General features: G+C 66.9%; 10 protein-coding genes. 4 read left to right on the top strand and 6 right to left on the bottom strand.

The genetic code is table 11. The features are described from left to right. From BCR55_RS23240 to BCR55_RS23220, 5 genes are all read right to left on the bottom strand, one after another. Entirely contained in the window at positions 1-1,926 is a 1,926-nt protein-coding gene (locus BCR55_RS23240) for a (Fe-S)-binding protein (protein WP_065496072.1), read from the bottom strand. A 2-nt stretch (positions 1,927-1,928) separates the two neighbouring features. Then, positions 1,929-3,992 carry an NADH:flavin oxidoreductase gene (locus tag BCR55_RS23235; protein WP_006396362.1) on the bottom strand — a complete coding sequence of 688 codons (2,064 nt, stop codon included), beginning with the start codon at positions 3,990-3,992 and terminating at the stop codon, positions 1,929-1,931. A 60-nt stretch (positions 3,993-4,052) separates the two neighbouring features. Next, complete coding sequence (locus BCR55_RS23230) at positions 4,053-4,586, bottom strand: DUF5943 domain-containing protein (RefSeq protein ID WP_006396361.1); 534 nt, start codon at positions 4,584-4,586, stop codon at positions 4,053-4,055. A gap of 140 nt (positions 4,587-4,726) precedes the next feature. Then, positions 4,727-5,698, bottom strand: coding sequence for a dipeptidase (locus BCR55_RS23225; RefSeq protein WP_006396360.1), 972 nt, complete (start codon positions 5,696-5,698; stop codon positions 4,727-4,729). A gap of 34 nt (positions 5,699-5,732) precedes the next feature. Beyond that, positions 5,733-7,007, bottom strand: a complete 1,275-nt coding sequence (locus tag BCR55_RS23220) for a serine hydroxymethyltransferase (protein WP_006410995.1) — start codon at positions 7,005-7,007, stop codon at positions 5,733-5,735. Positions 7,008-7,016: 9 nt separating this feature from the next. On the opposite strand from BCR55_RS23220, the gene BCR55_RS23215 reads away from it, so the two are divergent. Beyond that, positions 7,017-7,223, top strand: a complete 207-nt coding sequence (locus BCR55_RS23215; RefSeq protein WP_226823199.1) for a hypothetical protein — start codon at positions 7,017-7,019, stop codon at positions 7,221-7,223. Between the two features lie 230 nt (positions 7,224-7,453). Beyond that, a complete protein-coding gene (locus BCR55_RS23210) occupies positions 7,454-8,479 on the top strand; it encodes a GlxA family transcriptional regulator (RefSeq protein ID WP_006396357.1) in 1,026 nt (341 codons plus the stop codon). A gap of 89 nt (positions 8,480-8,568) precedes the next feature. On the opposite strand, the gene BCR55_RS23205 is transcribed toward BCR55_RS23210, so the two are convergent. Continuing rightward, positions 8,569-9,984: a discoidin domain-containing protein gene (locus BCR55_RS23205; protein WP_006410999.1), complete on the bottom strand. Its 1,416-nt coding sequence runs from the start codon at positions 9,982-9,984 to the stop codon at positions 8,569-8,571. Between the two features lie 266 nt (positions 9,985-10,250). Between BCR55_RS23205 and BCR55_RS23200 the strand changes: the two genes are divergently transcribed. Together BCR55_RS23200 and BCR55_RS23195 are read left to right on the top strand one after the other, a co-directional pair. Further along, positions 10,251-11,672, top strand: a complete 1,422-nt coding sequence (locus tag BCR55_RS23200; RefSeq protein ID WP_053298244.1) for a PLP-dependent aminotransferase family protein — start codon at positions 10,251-10,253, stop codon at positions 11,670-11,672. Between the two features lie 7 nt (positions 11,673-11,679). Further along, positions 11,680-12,531: a hypothetical protein gene (locus BCR55_RS23195; protein ID WP_006406020.1), complete on the top strand. Its 852-nt coding sequence runs from the start codon at positions 11,680-11,682 to the stop codon at positions 12,529-12,531. The last annotated feature ends 4 nt before the right edge of the window (positions 12,532-12,535 follow it).

Genomic DNA, 12,535 nt, shown 5'->3' with positions numbered 1-12,535 from the left:
TCACTCCAGCGAGGCAGCGACGAGTTCGGCCACGTCGAGCACGTCGGGGCGCGGGCCCACGACACCTTCGAGCATCGCCGTGCAGTTCGGGCACGCGACCGCGACCACCTCCGCGCCGACCGTGCGCGCGTCGGCGATACGGATGTCGGGAATGCGCTGCTTGCCGGGAATGTCGGTCAGCGGCGCGCCGCCGCCACCGCCGCAGCAGCGGCCGCGCATGCCGTTGCGCTCCATTTCGACGACCTGGATGCCGATCGTCTTCAGCAGCTTGCGCGGCGCTTCGATCTCGCCGTTATAGCGGCCGAGATAGCACGGATCGTGATACGTGGTGCGCTTCTCGCGCAGCGCTTCGACAGCCTTCGGCGCAATCTCGCCGCTGTCCGCGAGTTCCGCGAGATAGGTCGTGTGATGCTTGACCGTCACGCGCAGCCCGAGCGCGCGGTATTCGTTGCGCAGGCTGTGCATCACGTGCGGGTCGGCCGTCACGATCTGCTTGTACGACAGCTCGCCGAGCGTGCCGATCAGGCGCTTGGCCATCTGCTGGAACGTCGCCTCGTCGCCGAGCCGGCGCGCGACGTCGCCCGTGTCGGTTTCGTCGGGGCCGAGCACCGCATAGTCGACGCCCGCCTTGTTCAGCACCTTCACGAACGCCCGCAGCGTGCGCTGATAGCGCATGTCGAACGCGCCTTCGCCGGCGACGAACAGCACGTCGACCGGCTTGCCGGGACGCGCGACCGGCGCATTGAGGTCGACCGACCAGTCGTAGCGCGCGGCCGTGTCGTAGCCGCCCATCGTGCCCGTCTCGCGCAGGTTCGCGAGCACTTCCTGGCCCTTGCCCGGCACCGTGCCGTGCACGAGCGTGCGGTTGCGGCGCATGTCGACGATCGCGTCGACGTGCTCGATCAGCATCGGGCACTCCTGCACGCAGGCGCGGCAGGTCGTGCACGACCACAGCGTCTGTTCCTCGATCAGCGCCGACACGATCGGGCCGTTCGGTTCGCCGCGATGCTGGCCGACCGGCAGGCCCGGCGTCGGGCTGCCCGCATAGGCGGCATCGGTGCCGCCCGCCATGCCGACGACGAGATCCTGGATCAGCTTCTTCGGGTTCAGCGGCTGGCCCGATGCGAACGCGGGGCACGCGGCTTCGCACTTGCCGCACTGCACACACGCATCGAAACTCAGCAGTTGATTCCAGCGGAACTCGACCGGCTTCGCGACGCCGTACTCCTCGTGCTCGATGTCGGGCAGCTTCAGCGCGGTGGGCGGCGTGGCGGTGCCGTTGCCCGTGAACGATTCGCGCGATGCGGCGAAACGCTCCTGGCGCGGATGGAACGCGAGATGCAGCAGCCCGGCGATCGCATGCTTCATCGGGCCGCCCTTCGCGGCGCCGACCGTCATCGCGAATGCGCCGACGCCGATCAGCAGCGCGCAGAGCACCGCGAACGCACCGGACATCGCGCCGGTCGGCACGAGCATGAACAGCACGAGGCCGAGCGCGAACGAGCCGAGCAGCCACGGCAGCGTATTCCACGGGCCGCGCGACAGACGCGCCGGCACGTTTTTCGCCGCGCGGCGGCGCCACACGAACACCGCGCCGACGAGCATGGCGAGCGCCGCGAGGAAGATCAGCTTGTCGAGCCACGGAGAATAGATCGCGAGGCCGTAGTTGACGAACACCAGCGCGAGCGCGGCGATCGCGCCGCCGGCGGTCGCGACGTGCGTCTTCGCGATGTACGGATCGCGTGCGACCACATGATGCAGATCGACGAAGTACCGCTTCGGAATCGCGAACAGGTTCGACACGCCGAACGAGCCCGGCGCGGTCGCCCGCCCGAGACGCCAGTACGACGAGCGCTTCGCGACCGCGAACGCGAGCCCCGCCACCGACAGCCACAGCAACGCGGTAATCAGGAATGCCGGATTCATCGTCAGAAATCCTTCACGAGACGCAGCGAGTCGTAGATCGCACCGTGGACGTTGTGCATCGAGATGCAGTCGCCGACACGGAACAGCAGGAAGCGGCCGTTGCCGAGTTCTTCCGACAGGCACGGCTGCGGCTCGGCCGCGAACAGCGTGTGCGGATCGATCTGGCCGCGGTTCACCGATTCCGGCTTCAGCTTCCAGTAGAGCTCGTCGTTCGGCGACGAGCCGTTCTCGATCACGACCTGGTCGACCGCGCGCTCTTCCAGTTCCTCGGTGTATTCGTTGCGCAGCACCGCGATCTTCTTGCCATCTTCCTCGTAGACGCGGTCGAGCATCGTGTTCGGCGTCTGGATCACGCCGAGCGCGTACAGCCGGCGATAGAAGATCGGGAACGTCGTGCCGCCGCAGTCGTCGGCGACCTTCACGTCGGGCGTGACGACCTCGACCTTCGAGCCGCGGCTCGCCATGAAGTCGGCGACGCCCGCACCCGCATGCGTGCTGACGCCGTCGAACAGCAGCACGTTCTGCTTCGGCTCGACCTTGCCGGTCAGGATGTCCCACGAGCTGACGGCGAGCCCTTCGGCGACGCCCCACGCGGGCACCTGCCACGTGAAGCTCGAGCCGCCGGTCGCGAGCACGACGATGTCCGGCTTCTCGGCCATGATCATCTTCTCGTCGGCCGTCACGCCGAGACGCCGGTCGACGCCGATGCGCTTCGTCTCCATGTCGAACCAGCGGATGATCCCCGACATCTGTTCGCGTTGCGGCGCCTTCGCGGCGATCATCACCTGGCCGCCGACTTCCGCGTTCTTCTCGAACAGCACGACGTCGTGGCCGCGCAGGCGTGCCACGCGCGCCGCCTCCAGCCCGGCCGGGCCCGCGCCGACGACGACGACCTTGCGCTTCGGGCCGCGCGACTTCTCGATGATGTGCGGCATCGTCGCTTCGCGCGAGGTCGCCGCGTTCTGGATGCAGAGCACGTCGAGGCCGTTGTACTGGCGGTCGATGCAGTAGTTCGCGCCGACGCACTGCTTGATCTCGTCCTCACGACCGTCGCGGATCTTGATCACCATGTGCGGATCGGCGATCTGCGCGCGCGTCATGCCGACCAGGTCGATCATCCCGTTCGCGAGCAGGCGTTCGGCCTGCCCGGCGTCGCGGATGCTCTGCGCGTGCATCACCGGAATCTTGACGACCGACTTGATGCCGGCCGCGAGATGCACGAACGGCTCCGGCGGCAGCGCCATCGGGGGCATGCAGTTCGCGATCGTGTTGTGTGTATCGCCACCCGAGCCGACGACGCTCAGGTAGTCGATCAGCCCCGTCTCGGCCATCGCCTGCGCGATTTCCTTCAGCGCTTCGTGGTCCAGGCCGTCCTCGTGAAATTCGTCGCCGCACATCCGCAGGCCGACGCAGAAATCCTTGCCGACCGCTTCGCGCACGGCCGTCAGCACCTCGATGCCGAACCGCAGACGGTTCTGCAGGCTGCCGCCCCATTCGTCGGTGCGGTGGTTCGAGCGCGGGCTCCAGAACTGGTCGATCAAATGCTGGTGTGCGGCCGAGATCTCGATGCCGTCCATGCCGGCCGCCTGCACGCGCTTCGCGGCCGCGGCGAAATCGCCGATGATGCGGCGGATCTCCTCGATCTCGATGATCTTCGCGTTGCCGCGGTGCACCGGCTCGCGCACGCCCGACGGCGACATCAGATGCGGCCAGTGCTCGCCGTGGAACGACGAGCGGCGGCCCATGTGCGTCGCCTGGATCATGATCTTCGCGCCGTGCTTGTGCATCGCGTCGGCGAGCCGCGTGAGCGGATCGATGATCTTGTCGTTCGACAGGTTCACCGACTTCCACCAGCCCTGCGGGCTGTCGATCGACACGGGGCTCGAGCCGCCGCAGATCGCGAGGCCGACACCGCCCTTCGCCTTCTCCTCGTAGTAGCGGATGTAGCGGTCGCCCGGCAGGCCACCCGGCTCGGCATACACCTCCGCGTGCGCGGTACTGACGATCCGGTTACGCAGCGTCAGCTGATTGAGCTGCATGGGTTTGAACAGGTGGGGATAACGCATCGCTGGCGACCTCTGGCGTTCGAATGTCTCGTGTTGCGGGTGTTGTTCTGTTTCAGTGCATCAATGCGCGAGCGGCGACACTTCGAAGATGCAGCGGTCGTGATGTTCGGCCGCGCACTGCACTTCCTTCGACTGCGCGCGCGGCGCGCCCTTGCCTTCCGGCGTCGTGTCGTTCACCCAGTCCATCGCACCGGCGAACCAGCCGGCGAACATGTAGCAGAGCTTGCCTTCCTTGCCCGGCTGCTGGAGCACGAACGACGAATGGCGCAGCTCGATCTTCGCGCGCGCGGTGGCCGGGTCGGCCTCGACGATCGAGAACAGCCCCCAGCCGCGCTGCGACAGGCGCTTCAGGTAATGCTCGAACACGGCCATCCCGGCGATGCCGTGCTGCTTGGCTTCCTTGTCGCACCAGTGGTACGCGGACTTGTAGCCGGCCTTGTACAGGATCTCGGCATAGGCCTCGACGCCGAGCGCTTCCTCGACCGCGACGTGGTTGTTCGTGAAGAAGTGGCGCGGCACGTACAGCATCGGCAGCGCGTCGGTGGTCCAGACGCCGGTAACGGGATCGACGTCGATCGGCAGTTGCGGTTGCATCGTGGTGACTCCGTGAGGAAAAGTGGCTGCGCGGCACAGGCGCAGGCACGGCATCGTCCGCGTGCCCGCACACTGTGTGCGGGCACGTCCGGATTGTTGTTGTGGTGTAAATCGCTGGCGGCGGCCGGGGTCGTGCGCGCTTACGCGCCCCAGACGTCCTTGAACACGCGCACCCAGTTCTCGCCCATGATCTTGCGGATCCGCGACTCCTTCCAGCCGTGGCGTTCCATCGCCGCGGTCAGGTTCGGGAATTCGCCGATCGTGCGGATGCCTTCGGGGTTGATCACCTTGCCGAAGTTCGTCAGCTGGCGATAGCGGCCCTTGTCGTGCGTCAGCATGTCGAAGAACTCCTTCGCGTAGTCCTGCGTGAAGTCCGTGCCGATGCCGACCGCGTCTTCGCCGATCAGGTTCACGACGTAGTCGATCGCCTCGATGTAGTCGTCGATGTTCGCTTCGATCCCGCGCTTCAGGAACGGTGCGAACATCGTCACGCCGACGAAGCCGCCCGCATCGGCGATCTCCTTCAGCTGGGCGTCGCTCTTGTTGCGCGGATGCTCCTTGAGGCCCGACGGCAGGCAGTGCGAGTAGCACACCGGCTTCTTCGAGAACGCGATCGCCTCGGACGACGTGTTCGCGCCGACGTGCGACAGGTCGACCATGATCCCGACGCGGTTCATCTCGGTGATCACTTCGCGGCCGAAGTCCGACAGCCCGCCGTCACGCTCGTAGCAGCCCGTGCCGACGAGGTTCTGCGTGTTGTAGCAAAGCTGGACGACGCGCACGCCCATGTCGGCGAAGGCCTCGATGTAGCCGATGTTGTCCTCGAACGCATGCGCGTTCTGGAAGCCGAGGATGATCCCCGTCTTGCCTTCCTTCTTCGCGCGGAAGATGTCGTCGGTCGTGCGCACCAGCGTCAGCAGCTCGCTGTTGTCGCGGATCTTCTTCTTCATCACGCCGATGTTGTCGACGGTCTTCGCGAAGTTTTCCCACACCGACACCGTGCAGTTCGCGGCTGTGATGCCGCCCTTGCGCATGTCCTCGAACACCGGCTTCTCGAACTTCGAAATGTTCAGGCCGTCGATGATGATGCTGTCGTCATGCAGCGTGCTCATATCCGTCTCTCGCTCCAGTCTCGTCCGGTGTGGGTCAGTAAATCGGGAAGCGCTCGCAAAGCGCGAAGATTTCGCGGCGCACGCGCTGCTCGGTCGCGGCGTCGCCCTCCGGGTTCGCGCGCAGTGCGTCGAACACCTCGAGGATCAGGCGGCCGATCTCGCGGAACTCCGCGACGCCGAAGCCGCGCGTCGTGCCGGCCGGCGTACCGAGACGGATGCCCGACGTGATCGTCGGCTTCTCGGTGTCGAACGGAATGCCGTTCTTGTTGCAGGTGATGCCCGCACGTTCGAGCGCCTGCTCGACCTGCGCGCCCTTCAGCCCCTTCGGGCGCAGATCGACGAGCAGCAGGTGGTTGTCGGTGCCGCCCGTGACGAGATCGACGCCGCCCGCCTTCAGCACTTCGCCGAGCGCCTGCGCGTTGGCGAGCACGTTGTCGATGTACGCCTTGAAGTCCGGCTGCAGCACTTCGCCGAACGCGACCGCCTTGCCGGCGATCACGTGCATCAGCGGGCCGCCCTGCAGGCCGGGGAACACGGCCGAGTTGATCTTCTTCGCGATCTCTTCGTCGTTGGTCAGCACGAAGCCGCCGCGCGGGCCGCGCAGCGTCTTGTGCGTGGTCGACGTGACGACGTGCGCGTGTTCGACCGGGTTCGCATGGCGGCCGGCGGCGATCACGCCCGCGATGTGCGCCATGTCGACCATCAGCTTCGCGCCGACGCTGTCGGCGATCGCACGGAAGCGCGCGAAGTCGAGCGCGCGCGGATACGCGGAGAAGCCCGCGATGATGAGGCTCGGCTTGTGCTGCTGTGCGAGTTCCTCGACCTGGTCGTAGTCGATGCGCATCGTGTCGCGGTTCACGCCGTACTGCACCGCGTTGAACCACTTGCCCGACAGTGCCGGCTTCGCGCCGTGCGTCAGGTGGCCGCCCGCGTCGAGCGACATCCCGAGCACCGTGTCGCCCGGCTTGGCGAGCGCGAGCATCACGGAGCCGTTCGCCTGCGCGCCCGAGTGCGGCTGCACGTTCGCATAGCCGGCATTGAAGATCTTCTTCACGCGGTCGATCGCGAGCGCCTCGACTTCATCCGCGAACTCGCAGCCGCCGTAATAGCGCTTGCCCGGATAGCCTTCCGCGTACTTGTTCGTGAGCACCGAGCCCTGCGCCTCGAGCACGGCGCGCGACACGATGTTTTCCGACGCGATCAGTTCGACCTGCGACTGCTGACGCTCGAGTTCCTTCAGGATGGCGCTGCGCACCGGCGCGTCGCGCTCTGCAAGGGGCTGCGAAAAGAAAGACTGGGTGTTCGACATAGTGCGTCCGTGACGAAGAATAAGGGGCTGCAACCGATGCTCAAGGGCCCGCCCTGCCTGGCTTTGCAGCGTGTGGCAGACAAGGTTGCCGACGGCTCTATTCTTGTCGTTCGGATTTTCGGCGGATTGATGAATTTAGACGCGTTCTTTGCCTTTTCCGCCATGCGCGTCCGTTTTACACAAGTGATCGATCGTGCTTTTTCGGATGGCCAATAAAAAGCGCGCTGGCAGTTCACCTATGAACAGGCACGCCGCTGGTGCCGGGCACGCGCGTCGGCAGTGCGCGCGGTCACGCTTTCGGTGCAGTGCAGCAACGCGCTTCAACGCAGACAACGTATGGAGCTAGGGTTTAGCCGTATGGCACGCTTGTTGCGCTCGCTCACACAATACTGCAGCCCGATTCGTGCCTCGGGCAGAAGCTATTAGAGATTCAAGGAACGCTCCCCATGTCGCCCGACCGTACAGCGTCGCTGTCCCACTTCGCGTTCATGCCTTTACCGAACTTCACGATGATCGCGTTCACGAACGCGATCGAGGTGCTTCGGATGGCGAACTACCTGAGCGGTCAGCCTCTGTATCGATGGTCGGTGATCAGCCCCGACGGCGGCCCGGTCACGGCGAGCAACGGCCTGACGGTCGACACCGGTCCGGCCGAATGCGTCGGGCAGCCCGACATCGTGTTCGTATGCGGCGGCGTCGACGTGCAACGCGCGACGACGCCCGCGCATCTGTCGGCGCTGCGCCGTTTCGCGCGCGCCGGCATTCCGCTCGGCAGCCTCTGCACGGGCACCTATGCGCTCGCGAAGTCGGGCCTGCTCGCCGGCTACGCGTGCGCGATTCACTGGGAAAACATGTCGGCGCTGAAGGAAGAGTTTCCGGACACGCGCTTCCTGAAGGAACTGTTCGTCATCGATCGCGACCGCATCACCTGCACGGGCGGCGTCGCGCCGCTCGACATGATGCTGAACCTGATCGCCGCGCGCGTCGGCACCGCGCGCGTCACGCAGATCGCCGAGCAGTTCATCGTCGAACACGTGCGCGACACGAGCGCACAGCAGCGGATGCCGCTCGTCGCGCGCCTCGGCTCGGCGAACAAGTCGCTGTTCGAAGTGATCTCGCTGATGGAAAACAATATCGAGGAGCCGCTGTCGCGCGAGGAGCTCGCGCGGCTCGCGAACATGTCGCAGCGGCAGTTGCAGCGGCTGTTCCGCGAGCACCTCGGCATGACGCCGACGCACTACTACCTGACGCTGCGACTGCGCCGCGCGCGCGAGCTGCTGCTGCAGACGGACATGTCGATCATGCACATCACGATGGCCTGCGGCTTCCAGTCCGCGTGCCATTTCAGCAAGAGCTATCGCGATGCGTTCGGCGTCGCCCCCACGCGCGAGCGCCGCAAGCAGGTTGCACCGCTCGCGCAGGGCACGCCTCCCGGCGGCCCGGCGCTGCCGACGCTGGCGATTCACGCGTGACCTGACCGGCGCATCGCGACGAAAAAAAGCGACCTTTCGAGGTCGCTTTTTTCATCTGCAGCCGGCGCGCCGCGCCGGCACCGCACGGGTCACGATCCCCACACCTGCATCTGATACAGCGAGTAGCCCCACTGCGTCGCGCGCTTCGTGCCGAGCATCCGCACGTAGCGGCCGCGGCCGTTCAGGTTCGGCAAGGTCACGTGCTGGTACGACACGCCGTTGTTCGTCGAGTAGATCGTCGTCCAGTTCACGTTGTCGTTCGACGTCTGGATCTGGTAGACGAGCGCGCCCGCATCCCAGTACAGGTCGACGCTGTTGATCGTCTTCACCGCGCCGAGATCGACCGAGATCCACTGCGGGTCCACGCCCGTGCCTTCCGGCGAATCCCAGCGCGTGCTCGTCGTGTTGCCGTCGAACGCCTTGTCCGGCGTCATCGAAGCGTTGTAGCTCGCCGATGCCGCGGCCGGCCGCCCTTGCGACAGCAACGTCGGCTGCGCCGCGGCCGGACCGCCGTAGTAGTTCGCGCCGAGCTTCGCCTTCGTCGAGTCGGCGTTCACGCCAAACGGCGACAGGCTCCAGCGCTTGCCGGTCGTCACGTCGCCAACGTAGAGCTGATAGCCGCCCGCCGTCGTCGACGAGAAGAACAGGTAGTTCGTGCCGTTCACGGGCGCCGGATCGGAGTTGTTGCTCACGCAGTCGTTGATCGACAGCGCGCTCGGCGTCGACGACGGGTCGGCGCTCTTCGCATAGATCTGGTCGAGCCCGCCGCTGTCCTTCCAGCGTGCGTAGAACACCATGCCGTCCGCGCGCACCATCGGATAGTAGGTCTGCAGTCCGGCCGGATGATCGAACGTCGCGGTCGCGCCCGTCGCGATCGTGCGCTTCATCAGCCCCATGTTCGCGCCGGCGCCGGTCGCGTAGTAGACGGCGGTCGCGTCCGGCGACAGATACGGCATCGAATATTCGGCACCCGACGGCGCGTTGGTCAGGCTCACGATCGACGTGAAAACCGGACCCGCGCTCGTGAACGACAGCGTGCCCTGCTTCACGTCGCCGTTCTGTTTGAACACGAGCGTCTTGCCGTCGGGGCTGAACTTCGGATCCTCGTTGCGCGTCGCGCCCGTGCTGTGCGTCATGTCGACCGGCGGCGTGCCGGCGCCGAGCTGCAACATGAACACGTTCCAGGCGCCGTTGCGGATGCCCATGAACGCGAGCCACTTGCCGTCGGGGCTGAACACGCCGTTCATCGGATCGGTGATGCCCCACGTGCTCTTGCTGAGCTGCGTGAGCGTGTGTGCGGAAAAGTCGTACAGGAAAAGCTGGCTCGTGCCGTCGCCGTACTTGACGTAGCTGTGATACACGAGCTTGCCGGTCAGCGCGGACGGAAACGATGCGCTCGACTGGGCAGGCGGATTGCTGATACAGGCGGCGTCGGCGGTGCCGACGGAAAAAAGGTGAACGAGGGCGGCGGCCGCGATGCCGGCCGCAAGGGTCTTCAATTTCACAGAGCGTTTTCGGAGTGACGTGGAAAGGCCGCCGAGCCGCGTCCGTGCACGCGCGCACGCCGCGCGGCGCGGGTATCCGGCGGCGGGAACGCGGGTCGGTCGGGTCGGGAACGGGCGGGAACGAAAATTGCGCAAGGATGCCTTTGCACAGACGGGAAGAAAAGGATCAGAGCCCGTTAAAAACGTACGGATCAGCGCGCGGCGTGCGGTTGCGCGGCATGGCGCGCGTGCTACTCTTTTTTTCAGTAATGCACCGGAGTGGGGGCATGAAACGATATGCGGCGCTGGCGCAGACGATTGCCGATTCGATTCGGCGAGGCGATCTGGCGCCCGGCGAGCGCATTCCGACCGTGCGCGCCGCGTGCCGCGCGTATCGCGTCAGTCCGTCGACCGTGTTTCGCGCTTACTATCAGCTCGAGAGCGAGGGTCTGATCGTCGCGCGGCCGCGCTCGGGCTATTTCGTCGCGAATCTCGACGCGTCGCGGCTGCGCTCGACGCTCGATCCGCTGCGCAAGCCGGCCGCCGCGCCGCACGTCGCCGACACCGCACTGTGCCGGCTGCTCGACTCGCTGAAACACGGCGACGTCGTCCCGCTCGGCTCCGCGTTCGCGAACTACTCGTTGTTTCCGATGAGCAGCCTGTGGCGTTACGTGCAGTCCGCGACGCGCAACATGGATCGCGTGACGATGCTGTCCGGTCTGCCGCCCGGCGAAGACGGGCTGCGTCGCCAGATCGCGCTGCGCTATCTGACGGCCGGCGCGGCGCTGCCGATGGACGAGATCATCGTGACGACCGGCGCGCTCGACGCGCTGATGCTGAGCCTCCAGGCGCTCACGCGTCCGGGCGAAGTAGTCGCGATCGAGCGCCCGGCGTTTCCGGCGGCGCTGCAGGCCGTGCAGCGGCTGCATCTGAAGGCGGTCGAAATCCCGGTCGATCCGCACACGGGGCTCGACCTCGATGCGCTGGCCGAGGCGCTCGACACGCATCCGGTGCGCGCGTGCTGGTTCATGACGTCGCTGCACAATCCGACCGGCGCGACGCTGTCCGACGAACGCAAGCGCGCCCTGATCGAACTGCTCGCGGCGCACCGCGTGCCGCTGATCGAAGACGACGTATACGGCGAGCTGCAATTCGGCGCCACGCCCGTGCGGCCCGCGAAGGTGTACGACGACAGCGGGCTCGTGCTGCATTGCGGATCGTTTTCGAAATGCCTCGCGCCCGGCTTCCGCATCGGCTGGGTCGCGGCCGGCCGCTATGCGCGGCAGATCCGCCAGGCGAACTGCATGGGCACGCCGTCGGCCGACGTGCCCGCGCAGCTTGCAATCTCCAGCTATCTTCGGCACGGCGGCTACGACCGCTTCCTGCGCAAGCTGCGGCGCAATCTCGCCGCGCATCAGGCGCAGATGGTCGCCGCCGTGCACGCGTATTTTCCGCAGGGAACCGAAGTGTTCGCGCCCGGCGGCGGCTATTTCCTGTGGATCGAACTGCCGAAGCGCGTCGACGCGTTGCGCCTGTTCGGCGCCGCGCTCGAAAACGGCATCAGTATCGCGCCGGGCCCCATCTTCTCCGCAACCGGCGGCTTCCGTCGCTACGTGCGCCTCAACTACGGCCGGCCGTGGACGCCGGCCGTCGAGAACGCGATGCAGACGATCGGAACGCTCGCCGCACGACAACGACACCCGGAGTAGCTCCACCATGCGAATCCTGCCGAACCGGACCCTTCATGCACGCGACACGCTGCGCGGCGTCACGCAGGCACGCGCGGCCGGACGACGCAACGTCGTCTGCCGTTGCCGGCAATGCGGGTTCGTTGCCTTTCACCCGCTGCAGCGCTGCCCCGCTTGCGGGCGCGAAAGCTGGCCGTTCGAACCGCTGCACGCGCGCGCGGGCGCGAACGCGTACCAAGCCGTCGATGCGGCGCCGTCATGCCGCATCGAGCGCTGGGCCGCGCGGATCGCCGCCGCGCTGCGCGCCGCCGCCTTCCGACGACCGCGTGCGTCGACCGCGCCGCTGCTCAGCATCCTGACGCTCGTGCTGCTGGTCGGCGGCTACGTGCTGTCCGACCGGATGTGCAAGGCCGATCCGGCCTGCCGTGCGCCCGACGCGCGCGATACCGGTGCGCGTGCGACCCATCTGCTCGCGCAGGCGTCGGACGACACGACGGCGGCCGCCGAACCCGCGCTGCCGGTGCTGCCGGTGCCCGTCTATCCGTTCCATACGGGCGACGCGACGCAGCTCGCCTCCGATCCGCGCCGCGCGGCGCGCAGCGTCGATGCGGGGGTGCAATCGTCGCCGCCCGCAGCGGCGCAGGTCGCGCAATCCGTTGCACCGAACCGCGCATCGGCCGACATGCGCGGCTGCGCGTCGCGCAGCGCGAGCGGCTGTGCGCGCACTGCGCCGCCCTCGGTGCGCACGGCCGTCTGGCACGGCGGCCGCGACTCCGCGCATCGCGCGCGGGCGGTCCGCCGCGTCGGCACACACGTGCGCCACGTACGGCGCGCGGCGGCGACCGAGGAGCAAATGGCGCTGCTCTACCGCGGCCACTGAGCGC

This window comes from Burkholderia sp. CCA53, assembly GCF_001685525.1.
Classification (GTDB): domain Bacteria; phylum Pseudomonadota; class Gammaproteobacteria; order Burkholderiales; family Burkholderiaceae; genus Burkholderia; species Burkholderia multivorans.
This window is presented reverse-complemented; position numbering and strand designations above follow the sequence as displayed.